This is a genomic window from Parafrankia sp. EUN1f, assembly GCF_000177675.1.
GTDB lineage: Bacteria > Actinomycetota > Actinomycetes > Frankiales > Frankiaceae > Parafrankia.
Map to the genome: position 1 here is coordinate 1 of NZ_ADGX01000191.1, position 14,586 is coordinate 14,586.

Annotated in this window: 13 protein-coding genes and 1 pseudogene; 3 read left to right on the forward strand and 11 right to left on the reverse strand. The window is 71.7% G+C overall.

Going from position 1 to position 14,586, the window contains the following annotated elements; genetic code table 11:
* The 3 genes and pseudogenes from FREUN1FDRAFT_RS33910 to FREUN1FDRAFT_RS33920 form a co-directional block, all read right to left on the reverse strand.
* Positions 1-190: pseudogene (locus FREUN1FDRAFT_RS33910) on the reverse strand (cysteine hydrolase); the annotation flags it as partial.
* A gap of 5 nt (positions 191-195) precedes the next feature.
* Positions 196-1,107, reverse strand: a complete 912-nt coding sequence (locus FREUN1FDRAFT_RS33915; protein ID WP_006544883.1) for an SDR family NAD(P)-dependent oxidoreductase — start codon at positions 1,105-1,107, stop codon at positions 196-198.
* 74 nt (positions 1,108-1,181) lie between these two features.
* Positions 1,182-2,432, reverse strand: a complete 1,251-nt coding sequence (locus tag FREUN1FDRAFT_RS33920; protein ID WP_006544884.1) for a CaiB/BaiF CoA-transferase family protein — start codon at positions 2,430-2,432, stop codon at positions 1,182-1,184.
* A gap of 169 nt (positions 2,433-2,601) precedes the next feature.
* Between FREUN1FDRAFT_RS33920 and FREUN1FDRAFT_RS33925 the strand changes: the two genes are divergently transcribed.
* Positions 2,602-4,395 carry a FadD3 family acyl-CoA ligase gene (locus FREUN1FDRAFT_RS33925; protein WP_006544885.1) on the forward strand — a complete coding sequence of 598 codons (1,794 nt, stop codon included), beginning with the start codon at positions 2,602-2,604 and terminating at the stop codon, positions 4,393-4,395.
* A gap of 25 nt (positions 4,396-4,420) precedes the next feature.
* Here FREUN1FDRAFT_RS33925 and FREUN1FDRAFT_RS33930 read toward each other — a convergent pair whose 3' ends face one another.
* A complete protein-coding gene (locus FREUN1FDRAFT_RS33930) occupies positions 4,421-4,984 on the reverse strand; it encodes a hypothetical protein (RefSeq protein ID WP_006544886.1) in 564 nt (187 codons plus the stop codon).
* 74 nt (positions 4,985-5,058) lie between these two features.
* A complete protein-coding gene (locus FREUN1FDRAFT_RS33935; protein ID WP_006544887.1) occupies positions 5,059-5,385 on the reverse strand; it encodes a hypothetical protein in 327 nt (108 codons plus the stop codon).
* A 342-nt stretch (positions 5,386-5,727) separates the two neighbouring features.
* Here FREUN1FDRAFT_RS33935 and FREUN1FDRAFT_RS33940 point away from each other — a divergent pair, with 342 nt between their 5' ends.
* Positions 5,728-7,170: a glutamine synthetase family protein gene (locus FREUN1FDRAFT_RS33940; RefSeq protein WP_050796150.1), complete on the forward strand. Its 1,443-nt coding sequence runs from the start codon at positions 5,728-5,730 to the stop codon at positions 7,168-7,170.
* Between the two features lie 45 nt (positions 7,171-7,215).
* Here FREUN1FDRAFT_RS33940 and FREUN1FDRAFT_RS33945 read toward each other — a convergent pair whose 3' ends face one another.
* The 6 genes from FREUN1FDRAFT_RS33945 to FREUN1FDRAFT_RS33970 form a co-directional block, all read right to left on the reverse strand.
* Positions 7,216-8,412, reverse strand: coding sequence for an acyl-CoA dehydrogenase family protein (locus FREUN1FDRAFT_RS33945; protein ID WP_006544889.1), 1,197 nt, complete (start codon positions 8,410-8,412; stop codon positions 7,216-7,218).
* 63 nt (positions 8,413-8,475) lie between these two features.
* A complete protein-coding gene (locus FREUN1FDRAFT_RS33950) occupies positions 8,476-9,045 on the reverse strand; it encodes a cysteine hydrolase family protein (protein ID WP_006544890.1) in 570 nt (189 codons plus the stop codon).
* Positions 9,046-9,101: 56 nt separating this feature from the next.
* Complete coding sequence (locus FREUN1FDRAFT_RS33955) at positions 9,102-9,923, reverse strand: SDR family oxidoreductase (protein WP_006544891.1); 822 nt, start codon at positions 9,921-9,923, stop codon at positions 9,102-9,104.
* Positions 9,901-11,448 (reverse strand): MFS transporter, encoded by a 1,548-nt coding sequence (locus FREUN1FDRAFT_RS33960; RefSeq protein ID WP_006544892.1) that lies wholly within the window; start codon positions 11,446-11,448, stop codon positions 9,901-9,903. Before FREUN1FDRAFT_RS33960 ends, FREUN1FDRAFT_RS33955 begins: the two co-directional genes overlap by 23 nt.
* Positions 11,449-11,703: 255 nt before the next feature.
* On the reverse strand, positions 11,704-12,492 hold the full coding sequence (locus FREUN1FDRAFT_RS33965; protein ID WP_006544893.1) for a TetR/AcrR family transcriptional regulator: 789 nt from the start codon (positions 12,490-12,492) through the stop codon (positions 11,704-11,706).
* A complete protein-coding gene (locus FREUN1FDRAFT_RS33970) occupies positions 12,489-14,081 on the reverse strand; it encodes an MFS transporter (RefSeq protein WP_006544894.1) in 1,593 nt (530 codons plus the stop codon). Before FREUN1FDRAFT_RS33970 ends, FREUN1FDRAFT_RS33965 begins: the two co-directional genes overlap by 4 nt.
* 273 nt (positions 14,082-14,354) lie before the next feature.
* Here FREUN1FDRAFT_RS33970 and FREUN1FDRAFT_RS33975 point away from each other — a divergent pair.
* Positions 14,355-14,586: ABC transporter substrate-binding protein (locus FREUN1FDRAFT_RS33975; protein WP_369809845.1), on the forward strand; the 232-nt coding region annotated here is incomplete at its 3' end.

Below are 14,586 nucleotides of genomic sequence, written 5' to 3' on the forward strand. Positions count from 1 at the left end.
GTGCACGCACCCCGCCCGGCGGCCGGGCGGCGGCGGCGAGCCGGCCGGCGTTGGCCAGCATGCCGCTGTCCCGGGCCGCCGCGGCCAGTGCCGGCAGCGAGCTCTCGGCCCCGACCACGCCGTTCTGGCATTCCTGGGTGAGCAGGACAGTGTGCGCCGGGCGCAGCAGCTCGGCGAGGTTGACGGGCACCGCGGTCAGAAACGCATGCCGGGGGCGCGGGTCTCGAACAGGTCCTGGTTGATGACCTCGCCGAGCTTCGTCGCGTCCCACCGCTTCTGGCCGGAGGCGATGACCTTGCGCTCCTTCCAGCCCTGCATCCAGATGATCCGGTCGTCGATCGCGCGGATGACCTGGCCGGTCACATGGTCCGCCTCGTCGCTGGCCAGCCAGGCGACGAGCGGCGAGCTGTTGGACGGGTCCATCGCGTGCCACTCGTCGTCGGGAACCTCGTCCGGCTCGAACGAGGCGCCCATGCCGGGGATGCTCGCGGTGATGCGGGTGAGGCCGGCCGGGCCGACCGCGTTCACCGTGACACCCGAGCGGTACAGCTCCATCGCGAGCGTCTGGGTGATGGCGACGATCGCGGCCTTCGCGGCGGCGTAGCTGGTCTGGCCGAAGTTGCCGCCGAGCCCCGCGCCGGAGGTGGTGTTGATGATCCGTCCGCGCACGGTCTCGCCGCTCTTGGCCGCCGCCCGCCAGTAGCGCGCCGCGTGGTGGCACGTCGACCAGGTGCCGCGGACGTGGACGCGGATGACCGCGTCGAAGTCCTCCGGGGGCATGTTCCAGATCGCCGCGTCGCGCACGATGCCGGCGTTGTTCACGAGGATGTCGAGCCGGCCGAAGGCGTCGATGGCCCGCCGGATCAGCGCGCCGCACTGGTCGTGGTCGCCCACGTCGGAGTAGTCGGCGATCGCGGTGCCGCCGCGCTTCTCGATCAGCGCTACGGTCTCGTCGGCCGCGCGCCCCTGCCCCTCGCCGCGCACCGATCCGCCGAGATCGTTGACGACGACCTTCGCCCCGTGCCGGGCCAGTTCGAGCGCGTGCCCGCGCCCGATGCCGTGGCCGGCGCCGGTGATGATCGCGACCTTGCCGTCGAGCAGCCCCATGGCGTGCCCTCCCATCCGCGCCGACCGGGGTGGGAACGCCACCCGGTCGGCTGTTCGCCTACAGGATCAGATGATCAGATGTCTGGTGTTTCGATCGGCCCGAACGCGCCGGCGGCGCGCACGGCGGCGATCCGCTCGTCGTCGTAGCCGAGTTCGCCGAGGATCTCGGCGGTCTGCTGCCCGGGGGTCGGGGCCCGCCGTGCCGGCACCGGATTGCGACCGTCGAGGCGCACCGGGAACGGCAGCTCGTCCACGCCGAGGTCGGCGGCCGGCAGCCAGGGCAGCCGGTCGGCGAACTGCGGGTCGGTGTCGATCGCCTCGGGTGAGTTCACCGGCGACAGAGTGGTGTCCACCTCGCCGCCGAAGCGCACCCACTCGGCGGTCGTGCGGGTGGCGAAGATCTTGCGCAGCTCGTCGCGCAGCACCACGTCACCGCGGGCGTGGTCGGCGTACTCCGCGCCGGGCCGGGCCTCGTAAAGGTCCATCCGGCCGACCCCGGCGCAGAAGTTGCGCCAGAACCGCCGCTCCGAGGCCATGAACAGCACATGGCCGTCGGACGTCGCATACACCTGATAGCGCACCGCGTCGCGCATCCCGCCGGTGCCCGGGGGGCGGCGCTCGTAGTTGTCGGACGGGTTGCCGGTGACCTCGTCCTCGGGGCGCTGGTAGGCCCGGTACGTCTCGATCCGCAGCCAGTCCATCGCGGCCGCGGCGTCGGACTGGCCGACCTCGACGTGCCGGCCCTGCCCGGTCTCGCGGGCGGCGAGCACGGCGGCGACCAGCGTCAGCGCCCCGTACAGCGGGCCGGCGTGGATGCCGATCGAGGCGTGGTCGGGCAGGTAGGTGAAGCCGTCCTCGTCGACGGCGGGAGCGACCACCCCGGCCCAGGTGTCGTAGGCGATACCGTGGCTGGGCAGGTCCCGGTACGGACCGCTCGCCCCGTAGCCGGAGATCGACGCCAGCACGATCCGCGGGTTCAGCTCGCGCAGGGCGGCGAAGCCGAGGCCACGTCGCTCCAGCGCGCCGGGGCGCATCGCCTCGACCACCGCGTCCGCGCCGCGGACCAGGTCGTGGAACACCGCGACCCCCTCGGGCGTGCGCAGGTCGAGGACGATGCTGCGCTTGCCCCGGGAGATGTGCAGGTGCAGCAGGGACACGCCGTCGACGAACGGCCAGACCATGCGCCGTACGTAGTCGCCGCCGGGCGGTTCCACCTTGATGACGTCCGCGCCGAGGTCGGCGAGGTGTGTCGTGAGCGCGCCGGGCCCGAGCATCGACACGTCGACAACCCGGACGCCGGTGAGGGGCGCTGTCGCGTCGGGCATCCCAGCACTCCGTTCTTCCGGACCTTCGATTGAATAACTTATATAATCTGCGACTGTCGCGTGTCGCGTTGTGGGTGATACCGCCCGTCCCGGCGGCCGCGGCAGCGGGCCGTCCATCGGTATCGGTGCTCGAAGCCGGGCCGGCCCTCCCGACGGCGAAGGGTGCCACATGAGCACGCGACCACAGGCTGCGGTGACGACGGCAGACACCACGGCGACGACAACGGTGACCACGCCGGCGGACACGGCGTCGGGAGACACGGCGTCGGGGGACACGGCGCCGGGGGACACGGCGTCGGCGAACCTGGCCTCGGCGGAAGTGGCGTCGCCGGAGACCGCGGACGGTCCTGAGCAGGTGCCCGCGACGATCCCGGCGGCGTTGGCCCGGGCAGCGGCGCGGTGGCCACACGACGAGGCGATCGTCGACGGCGACCAGCGGCTCACCTTCGCCGACCTCGACGCCCGCACGGCCGAGGTGGCCCGCGCCCTGGTGGCCTCGGGTGTCCGCGCCGGTGACCGGGTCTCGGTGTGGGCGCCGAACACCTGTGAGTGGGCGCTCGTCGCCCTGGGCGTCTACCGGGCCGGGGCGGTCCTCGCGCCGATCAACTCCCGTTTCAAGGGCGTCGAGGCAGCCCGTATCCTGCGCACCGCCGGCTCCCGGCTGCTGTTCGTCGTCGACGGCTTCCTGGACACCGACTACCTGACGATGCTCGCCGAGCAGCCCGCCCCGCCCGCGCTGGCGGATATCGTGCTCATGGGTTCAGCCACAGGCAGGGCGGGGGCGACCGGCTGGCCGGACTTCCTCGCCCGTGCCGAGGGGCAGCCTGACGCCGAGGTGGCCGCGCGGTCGGCGGCGCTGACCGGCGACGACCTGTCCGACATCGTGTTCACCTCCGGGACGACCGGTGCGCCGAAGGGCGCCATGCTCACCCACGGCGCGTCGACCGGCGTCTACACCTCCTGGTCGCAGCTCGTCGGGCTGCGCCACGGCGACCGCTACCTGCTCGTCTACCCCTTCTTCCACACCGCGGGGCTCAAGTCGGGGCTGCTCGCCTGCCTGCTCGTCGGCGCGACGCTGGTGCCGCACCCGGTGTTCGACGTCCCGAGCGTGCTGCGGCGCGTCGCGCAGGAGCGGATCACGATGCTGCCCGGCCCGCCGGCGATCTACCAGAGCATCCTCAACACCGACCTGGCCGGCTACGACCTGTCCAGCCTGCGACTGGCGGTCACCGGCGCGGCCGCGGTACCCGTCGAGCTGGTCCGCCGTCTGCGCTCGGAGCTCGGCCTGCAGACGGTGCTCACCGCCTACGGCCTCACCGAGACCACCGGCACCGCCACCGCGTGCCGCCGGGACGACGACCCGGAGACGATCGCGATGACGTCCGGCCGGGCCATTCCGGGGGTGGAGGTCCGGATCGTCGACGACACCGGCGCCCCGCTGCCGCCGGGGGAGCCCGGGGAGATCGTCATCCGCGGCTACAACGTGATGCGCGGCTACTTCGACAACCCCGACGCGACCGCCGAGGCGATCGATGCCGACGGGTGGCTGCACTCCGGCGACATCGGGGTCCAGGACGAGGCCGGCAACATCCGGATCACCGACCGCAAGAAGGACATGTTCATCGTCGGTGGCTTCAACGCCTACCCGGCGGAGATCGAGGCGATGCTGCTGGAACACGGTGGTATCGCGCAGGTAGCCGTGATCGGGGTGCCCGACGAACGGCTGGGCGAGGTCGGCATGGCCTTCGTGATCCCCCGGGCGGGAGTGACCGTCGACCCGGCCCAGGTGATCGCGTGGAGCCGGGAGCGGATGGCGAACTACAAGGTGCCCCGCCGGGTCGAGGTCGTGGACGCCCTCCCGCTGAACGCCACCGGCAAGATCGTCAAATACGAGCTGCGTGACCGGGTCCGCGCGGCCGAGCAAGGGGCCGGGGCCGGGGCCGGGGCCGATCAGGTCGTCTAGGTCGGCTGGGTCGGCGCCGCGTGGGTCAACGCCGGTCCTGGCGGCCCTGCCGGTCCTGGCGGCCCTGCCGGGCCTCGCGGGCCTCCCGCGCCAGCCACCGGCGCACCTGGCGTGGGCTGCGCAGCCGGACGACGCGTGACCAGGCGTCAGCCTCGGTGATCGCGGTGACGAGGCGGACCCGCCCGCTTCGGGGGTAGGTCCACAGCCAGGCCAGGAACTCCCCGGTGACGTGCTCGGGGCAGCCGGGCCGCACGTCCGGGCGAGTCCGGCCGTGCCATCTGATCCGCCGCCACAGCACCCGCGGGACGGTGACGCGACGTGGCAGGTCGAGGAAGAGAATCAGGTCCGCGGCGGGGAGCCGGAGGTCCAACGTGCCGGCGTAGTTGCCGTCCATGATCCACTGTGGTGCGCCGAGGAGCCGCGTGACGACCTCGCGCCAGGCGTCGTCGGGCATCTCGACCCATCCCGGGCTCCAGAAATGCTGGTCGAGATGGACCACCGGAAGCTCCCAGAGCACGCCGAGTCGGCGGCTCAGCGTGCTCTTTCCCGCTCCGCCGCAACCGACAACCAGAACCCGTTTGGCGTCCATCCAGTAATGGTCCCGCCAAAAGCCGGCCCCCGGGTGCGGAACCCTCCGGCGGCCGGCAGGGGGAGCGGCGAGATCTACGTCCGGTTCCGCCGGTCCCACTCCCGCATGCGTCGGGGATAGCCGACAACCGACGCGTCGTACACGGGGAGCGCGAGATCGCGGGCGAGATGGCGGGCGACGGCAGGTCCGCCCACCCGGCGCCGGATCCAGGCGCCGTCACTGTCGACGGCCACGACGGTCGCGTCGGTGGCGGTCGTCTCCGGTTCCGCGTAGAACTCGACTCCAAGCCGCTCACATGCGAAGCGGCGCAGGTCCGCGAGGTCATCGATGGTCGCCTCGCGATCCAGGACGGTTCGCCGTTCGGTGTGCCGCCACAGCAGCCAACGGTCCCTGATTCCCACACCGGCTCCCGTCTCCGCATGAGCGCCGAGCGACCGTCGCTCCGTCGTCTCAAGCAAAGGCCCGCACCCCTAACGGGAGCTTAAGGAACAAGGAGAAGAACCTGGGAAACGCGGATCGGCTCGCTGCCTACCGCGGTTCGGCCCGCGCAGCCGATGCTCCGGATCGCCGAGGCGACGTTCCCTACCATCCGTCCAGAAATCGGGGCACGGATGTCTGCCGGCAATCGGGTCTGGCCGGGACATGGTTCGGAGCAGGCAAAGAACACTCGCCGTCACGGTAGGATCACCCGATCCCGTCGCGGCCTTGTGTCGGCCGCGGGATGCGGAATCTGGATTCGCGCCATGACCTGGGCTGGAGGCGATGTGCGGTCGGAATCTGGGGGTCCGGGTGGGCTGGCCGATCCGGTTCCGGGTGGCCGCCCCGGCGACGTCGAACTCGCCGAGAAACTGTCCGCCCGGCTGGCCGGTGCCGGCGTGAAAGGGATCGCCTTCTGCTATGTCGACACCGCGGGAATAACCCGGGTGAAAGGGGTCGCCACGGCCGCGCTGGCAGCGGCGGCGAGGTGGGGTGTCGGCATGTCCCCGATCTTCGACATCATGCTGGCGGACGGGTCGATCCCGCCGGCGGACCGCCTCGGTGGGCCGGTCGGGGATCTCCGGCTCTATCCTGACCTCGGCCAGCTCACCGCGCTGGCAGGCCAGCCGGGATGGGCGTGGGCCCCCCTCGACCGGATCGAGCAGGGCGGCTCCGTTCATCCCGGGTGCAGCCGAACGCTGCTGCGGCACCTCCAGTCCCGCCTTCAGGGCGAAGGCCTGGAATTCCAGGCCGCCATCGAGATCGAGTTCGTGCTTGCCCGCGGCGACACGCCGGCCGACGAATTCATCCCCGCCTGTGGCGGACCCGCGTACGGAATGACGCGGATGGTCGAGATGGCCGCGTTCACCGAGGACCTGCTGGCCGCCCTCGCCACGCAGGGAGTCGAGGTCCACCAGCTGCATCCGGAATATGCACCGGGGCAGTTCGAACTGTCGGTGGGAGCACTCGACCCGGTGCGCGCCGCGGATCGCAGCGTCCTGGTCAGGCAGACGGTCCGGGCCATCGCCGGCCGGCATGCGCTGCGCGTTTCCTTCGCTCCGTCGGTGGTGGCCGGTGAGGTCGGCAACGGCGGGCATGTCCACCTCTCGGCGTGGCGCGACGGTGTCAACCTGTTCGCCGGCGGAAGCGGCAGGTACGGCCTGACCGGCGCGGGGGAAGGAATGGCCGCGGGTGTTCTCGAGGCATTGCCGGCGCTGGCCGTTCTCGCCACGCCGAGCCCGTCCAGCTTTCTGCGCCTGGGCCCCACCCGCTGGTCGGGCGCCTACGGCTGTTGGGGCTATGAGAACCGGGAGGCCGCGCTCCGCCTGGTCCGCGGGAGCGTCGGGCAGCAGGCCGACGCGGCGAACATCGAGGTGAAGTGCGCCGATCTCGCGGCCAATCCGTATCTGCTGCTGGCGGGGCTGCTGTTCGCCGCCCGCGACGGCCTGACCCGAGGACTGAAGCTGCCGGCGGAGGTCACCGTCGACCCTGCCTGCCTGAGTCACGAAGAGCTGGCCCGCAACGAGATCCGCCGCCTTCCGACCACGATGACGCAGGCGCTGGACGAGTTCGCCCGCCGCCCCGACCTACAGGCCTGCCTCGGCCCGACCCTGACCGAGGCGATCATCGCGGTCCGCCGCGGCGAGGCGGCTCGGATGGCGGACGCCGAACCTGCCGCGGTGGCGGCGGCCTATCGCTGGGTCTACTGAGGTGCGGCGGGTTCTCCGAGCGGTGGGAGACGGCCCGCCGGAGGCTCAGCGGAGCTGGTAGTCCTTGAGCAGCGCGCGGCCGATGATCATCTTCTGGATGTCGCTGGTGCCCTCGCCGATGAGCATGAACTTGACCTCGCGCATGAGGCGCTCGATCTCGTACTCCTTGGAGTAGCCGTAGCCGCCGTGGATCCGGAAGGAGTCCTCGACGACCTCGTTGGCGTACTCCGAGGCCACCATCTTCGCCATCCCGGCCTCGACGTCCATGCGCCGGCCGGTCTCCTTCAGCCGCGCGGCGCGCACCATCATCGTGTGCGCGGTCTCGACCTTGGTCGCCATGTCCGCGATCCGGAACAGCACCGCCTGATGGTCGGCGATGACCTTGCCGAAGGTCCTGCGCTGCTGGGCGTAGGCCACGGCCAGCTCGAAACCCCGCCAGGCCAGGCCGCAGGCCCGGGCGGCCACGTTGACCCGGCCGACCTCGACCCCGTCCATCACGTGGAAGAAGCCCTTGCCAGGCTGCCCGCCCAGGATCTGCTCGGCCGCGATCTGGTGGCCGTCCAGGAGGAGCTCGGTCGTCTCGACGCCCTTGTAGCCCATCTTGTCGATCTTGCCGGGCACGGTGACGCCCTGCGCGGTCTCGCCGAACCCGGCCTCCTTCTCCAGCAGGAACGTCGTCATGTTCCGGTAGACCGAGTCCGCGCCCTCGTCGGTCTTGCACAGCAACGCCACCAGCGTCGAGGTGGCACCGTTGGTCAGCCACATCTTCTGGCCCGTGATCGAGTACGACCCGTCGGCCTGCTTCGTCGCCTTGGTCGAGACCGCCGACACGTCGGAGCCCAGACCCGGCTCGGACATCGAGAACGCACCCCGGACCTCGCCGGTCGCCATCCGCGGGAGGTACTTCTGCTTCTGCTCGGGGGTGCCGTGCTGCATGAGCATGTAGGCCATGATGAAGTGGGTGTTGATCACGCCCGACACGCTCATCCAGCCGCGCGCGATCTCCTCCACGCACAGCGCGTAGGTCAGCAGTGACTCACCCAGGCCGCCGTACTCCTCGGGGATCATCAGCCCGAACACGCCGAGCTCCTTGAGCCCGTCGACGATCTCCTGCGGGTACTCGTCCGCGTGCTCCAGCTCCTGGGCGACCGGGATGATCTGCTCGTCCACGAAGGTCCGCACGGTCTTGAGGATCTCGATCTGATCCTCGGTGAGTCCCTCGGTCTGGCACAGTCGCGACATCGCTTCCCTCTCTGGTGGCGCCGAAGCCTAATAATGCTGGAGAACGGCTGGCACAGGTGGTCGTCAGCCGGTGCGGGCCCATTCGTCGACCGCGGTGACCAGGGCTTGCGGGGGGAAGACCTTCTCGGTCAGGAGGCTGTGCACCTGCGGGTCGGGGTCCGCGCAGGCGTCGGCGAGGACGACCAGCCGGTAGTCGAGGTCGGCGGCCTGGCGCACGGTGGAGAGGACCACGCCGCTGGTGGAGATGCCGGCGAGGACCAGCGTGTCGGCGGCGGTGGCGCGCAGCAGCACGTCGAGGTCGCTGCCGCTGAACGCACTCACCCGGCGCTTGGTGATGACCGGCTCGTCGGGCGCGGGTGCGAGCGCGGTGTGGATCTGGGCGGCGGGCTGGTCCTCGACCGGCGCGCCGCCGGCCTGGCGCAGCGCGTTGAACCTCGCGTTGGTTGCGGTGATCTCGGGAAAACCGGCGCGGAAGGCCACCCGGACGAACAGGACCGGAATCCCCCGGCCCCGGGCGGCGCCGACCGCGCGCCCGGCGGCCTCGAGCACGGGCGGTGCGCCCGACGCACCCAGGCGCTCGACGATGCCGTGCTGGAAGTCCATGACGAGCAGAACGGGCCGGGACCCGGACATGTTGCCTCCCGAACAGGCTGAGCTGACGTCAGCGGACGTAGGCCGTGGCGGCGGGGTCAGCGTAGGCCGTGGCGGCGGGCGACGGCCTTCTCGACCACGGCGCGGGGCAGCAGGCGACGCAGCGCGAAGACCAGCGGGGCGTTGCTGCCGACGGCGTAGAGCGGCCTGGGATGGCGCGCCTCGATCGCCCGGACCACGGTGCGGGCGACCTCGGCGGCCGAGATCCCGCCCGCCTCGTTCGCGTCGAGGGCGGCGAGCATCGTGTGGTATTCCGCCGTGAAGGGGGAGTCCGTGGCCAGGTACTGGGTGCGCCGCTGGCTGATCCCGGTGTTGATCGAGCCCGGTTCGACCGTGCTGATCCTGACCCCGTAGGGGGCGACCTCGCGGCGGGCGGCGTTCGCGAATCCCTTGATGGCCGCCTTGGACGCCACATAGGACGAGCGGTACGCCAGCGGAAAGCTCGCGAGCATCGAACCGATCATGATCACACAGCCGGAGCCGCGTTCGCGCATGCCGGGAAGCACGAGCTGGGTCAGCCGGATGGCGCCGAAGACGTTGAGCTCGAAAAGGCGCCTGACCGCCTCGATCGGAAGCTCCTCCAACGGACCGCTCTGGCTTTCGCCCGCATTGTTCACCAGGACGTCGACCCGCCCCACGGCGGCGGCGCAGCGCTCGATGGACGCCTCGTCGGTGAGGTCGAGCGCGACGAGCTCCACCCCCGCGGGCGGGCTGCCGACCGCCGCCGGGTCACGGCTGGTGCCGACAACGCGGAATCCCCGCCTGACCAGAGCTTCGGCGACGGCCGCGCCGATGCCGGACGACGCCCCCGTGACCAGGGCGACCGTAACGTTCTGGCTATTGCGCGGAGGACTGGCCATGTGCGTCCCTCATCAGGTATGTCCTCGGATGAGCTCGTTGGCGGGCGGGCAGGTAGCGCGCCACCGGTGGGATCGCGCAGGCGACGACGATGCCGGCGGTGAGGGCGGCGGCGTGCAGGCCGCTCAGCGAAGTGGTGCTCGCCACGGTCGTCACCGATTCGCCGCTTGTCGGGTGGCTGCTGAGAATCGTACCGAGCACCGCGACGCCCAGCGCGCCGCCGACCTGTCGGGTGGTGTCGTTCATCGCCGAACCGACGCCGGCCCGCTCGCGGGGCACCGACGACATGATCGACGAGGTCGCCGGGCCGAGGGTCAGTCCCATTCCCACCCCCACCCCACACGTGATCGCGACCACGGCGCCGAGTGACGTCCCGCTGTCGCAGAGCGCGAGCACGGCGAAGAAGACGGAGAGTGTGCCGAGACCGGCGGTGATGACCGCGCGGGCGCCGGCCCGCTCGGTGAGCGGTGTCGAGACCCGGGTGGCGACCAGGAAGAAGACGACGGCCTGGGGTGCCACCAGCGCGCCGGCACCGAGCGGTGTGAGGCCGAGAACATCCTGGAGGCACTGCGTCAGGACGAACGACGTTCCGTACATCCCGAAGAAGGTCATCGCGATCGCGAGGCTCGCGACGCTGAACCGCGGGTCGCGGAAGAATCCCAGGTCGAGCATGGGTGCGCCGGTGCGCGACTCCCAGCCTGTGAACGCGGCGAGCAGTACGGCGCTCACGGCGAAGGCGGCGAGGACAGCGGGGGAGAGCCAGCCGCGGGTCGGCGCCTCGATGATCGCGAAGAGCAGGGCGACCAGGGTGAGTATCGAGAGCGCGGCTCCGAAGGGATCCAGCCGCCGGGCCGCTGGGTCCCGCGATTCGGGGACGTACAGAAACACCAGCACCAGGACAACGGCGACGATCGGCAGGTTGACCAGGAAGACCGACCCCCACCAGAAGCGGGACAGCAGGAGCCCGCCGATGAGCGGCCCGCTCACCGAGCCGATCGCCGAGACCCCCGACCAGATTCCGACCGCCACCCGGCGTTCCCGGTCGTCGGTGAAGACGTTCGACAGGATCGACAGCGTGGCGGGCATGATGAGCGCGGCGCCGAGACCCATCACGCACCGGCCCGCGACCAGCTGGTCAGGCGACGAGGCCAGCGCAGACAGCAGCGAGCCCGCGGCGAAGGCGGCGAGGCCGCAGGTGAGAAGGCGTGCCCTTCCGAAGCGGTCGCCAAGGCTGCCCATGGTCAGCAGGAGGCCGGCGAAGACGATGATGTAGCCCTCGTTGATCCATTGAAGCTGGCGCACCGAAGCGGAAAGACCGCCATCGGCGGTGGGGGCGCGCAGGGTCGGTAACGCCACGTTCAGGATCGTGGCGTCCAGCGCGATCAGCGCGAGGTTCGCGCACAGCACCACGAGCACCATCCAGCGCACCCGCTGGATGTGTTCCGGCCGGCCGAGAACCGCGCGGTGGCCCGTCGCCCGTTGAACGAACGACAGTGCCGGACGAACGAACGGCAGAGCTGGACGCATGTGTGCCTCACTACTCCGAGGGTTGACGCGGGCGCCGCTCGCCCGCCTCGCATCAACCCTCAGGTGGCGCCGCCCGGAAACGAGTCCGTCATCTGCCACTGCGCCGTTGGAACGGGAGCGGCCGTTGGACCAGGACCAGCGTCACCGGATGGATAAAATATTCACTTCGCACAATCTAACGCTTCTCCGGCCGGGACATGTCCGGTGACCACAGCGCCGGCCTGCGGATCCGCGCGGTCGCCGGCGGCTGGGTGATCACGCCGGTGGGGCGTCCGTGAGGCCGAGGGCGGCGGCGAGCACGGCCACCAGGGGCTCGCGCAGCTCGTCGGCGGAGGCGGTGGCCAGCCGGGGGAGTGTGCCGGCGTCCCGGGCGACGCCGACGCCGAACAGCAGTGCCACGGCGATCTCGGCCGCGAGCTGTGGGTCGGGGCCGGTGATCGTTTCGCGTAGCGGCAGGAGCACGGTGTCGAGCCGTTCGCGGGTCGCCTGGCGCGCGGCGGCGTCCACCTCGCGGCGGAACACGTTCTGGGCGGCGGCGCTCACGCCGGTGGACGTCCACCTGGTGATCGCCCGGTCCACCAGGGCGCTCACCGCGGCCAGGGGCTCCGCCGGCTCCGCGCCGTGCGACTCCGCGGAACCGGCCACGCCAGCGGTTTCGCCTGTGCTGGCGGCTCCGGCCGCGCTCGCTGTGCCGCCTGCGCCAGCGGTCCCGGTCACGCCGGTCCCGGTGTCGCCAGCCTGGGCGGCGGATGCCGGGGCGGATCCGCTGGTGGCGTCCCCCGACTGCGCCGGGGGTGGGGAGGCCGGCGGGCCCGGGTGATCCCCGGTGCTCTGGCCAAGGAGCGGATCGGCCGCGAGGACGGCCTGGTACAGCCCCTCCTTGCCGCCGAAGTAGCGGGCGATCAGGGCCGGGTCGACGCCGGCCCGGTCCCCGACCGACCGGATGGCGGTGCCCGCGTAGCCGCGCTCGGCGAACAGGTCGGCCGCCGCGGCGAGCAGGGCCTGACGGCTACGCGCCGCGTCGCGCCGTCGGGTGGTGTTCATGGTTCGACATCTTGGGCCATCACGAGTCCAGAGGCGGCGGAGTCCGCCGCCTCCTCCTGCAGGGTCGCCAGCTCCGCCGGCCGAGCCGCGGGTACCTGGGGCTCGCCGGCGCGCGGTGAGCTGGGCAGGGCCAGCGCGGTGAGCATCGCGAGCACGCAGACGCCGCCGGCGATGCCGAACGCCGCCGTGTAGCCGCCGTTGCTCGGTTCGGTGGCACCGGCCGGGGTGTGGGCGGCGAGCATCGCCGCTCCCAGCGCGCTGCCGACCGAGCCGCCGGCGGTGCGCAGCACCTGGTTGAAGCTGGTGGCGCTGCCCGTCTCATGGGGCGGGACGGAGCCGATGATGAGGCCGGGCATCGCCGCGAAGGCGAGCCCGATACCCACCCCGAACAGGAAGGTGGCCCCGCCCAGCTCGACGAGATGGTCGTGCCGGACGGCCAGGCCGAACTCGGCGAGGGCCACCGCGGCCAGCCCGACCAGCAGCAGGCCGCGGCCGCCGCCGGTGCGCGGGCCCAGCCAACGTGACCACCGGCTGGCCAGCACCGTGCCGACGGCGAGGGGCAGGATCACCAGCCCGAGCACGGCCGGTGACGCGCCGAACCCGTAGCCGGTGGACGTCGGCGCCTGCGCGAGCCGGTTGATCAACGTCATGGCGTTGAACATGCCGAACCCGGCGAGAACCGCGCAGACGTCGGCGATGAGGACCGGCCGGGCGGCAAGGTACTTCAGCTCGACCAGCGGATGGGTGCTGTGCAGCTCCAGCATGACCCAGCCGGCGAGGCAGACGATTCCGGCGCCGAACAGCGCGAGGACCCGCGGTGACGTCCAGCCCCACGACTCGCCCTCGCTCAGCGCGACCAGCAGCGGGCTGAGCCCGGCGGCGAACAGCAGCGCGCCCACCAGGTCGACCGGTCCGCGGGCGGCCCGGGTGCTCGCCCTGCCCGGCACGACGGCGAGCACCGCGGCCATCGCGGCCGCGGTGAGCACCGCCGCCACCCAGAACCCGGCGTGGTAGTCGAACGATTCCGCGATCAGGCCGCTGAGCGGGTAGCCGAGGCCCGCTCCGGTCGCGACCGTGATCGACAGTGCGCCGATGCCCGCGGCCAGCTGGCGCGGTGGCAGCAGATCGCGCGCGATCGCCAGCGCCAGCGGCATCAGGCCCACGCCGACGCCCATGAGGCCACGCCCGACCAGAAGCTGGGTGAATCCGTTCGCGGTGGCGGAGAGGAGGGAACCGACCGCCACCGTGCCGAGCCCGGCGAGCAGCACGGTGCGCCGGTGCGGCCCGTCGCCGAGGCGGCCGATCAGGGGCGTGGAGGCCGCGCCGGTCAGCAGGGTCAGGGTGAGCAGCCACTGGGCGTCGGAGAGCGAGACGTGCTGGGCGTCCGCGATCAGCGGGATCAGTGGTGTGCCCAGGGTGCCGATGACCGCGATCACGAGCCCGCAGTAGATGAGGACCCCGAGCAACAGGCCGGGGCGGGGATGGGCGGGTGCGGCGACCGCACCCGGCTGTTGGTGGGCCCCGGACCGCTCGTCGGGGCGTGTGCGGTCGGTTCGCGCTGGTCGGGCGGGGTTCGGCTTCGCGTGCACGTAGCGTCCCAACGTCTGGAGCAGGCTTTGTCATCGCATGATGTCATCACTTGAAGACATGTGTGAAGGGGTTGCGCCGGCAACCCTCTCGCCGAGGCTTGCCGCAGAGGTGGGACAATCGTTCTACTCTGTTTCACCATGGGACGTGTGGAGTGAATTGGTGTGAGTCGATCTTCGCGTCAGGGCGTCCCTCCCGACGGGTCGTCGCTCCCGCCGCGCGGTGCGTGGGTACGGGATCGACGGGCGCGGCGAATTTCGCTGGGGTTGGCCACCGTGCTCGTCCTCGCCGGCGCGGTGGGATGTTCGGGGTCCGGATCAGGCGGCGTCGAGGCGAACGCCTGCACCAGTCCCGGTGTGACCAGCACCCAGGTGCGGCTCGGGCTCGTCCTGTCCGATTCCGGCCCGTCGGGCGACGTCTTCTCGCCGGCCCGGTCCGGGGTGGAGGCGAGGCTGGGCCTGGCCAACGCCGAGGGCGGCGTGCACGGCCGTCAGGTCGTCTACGAGT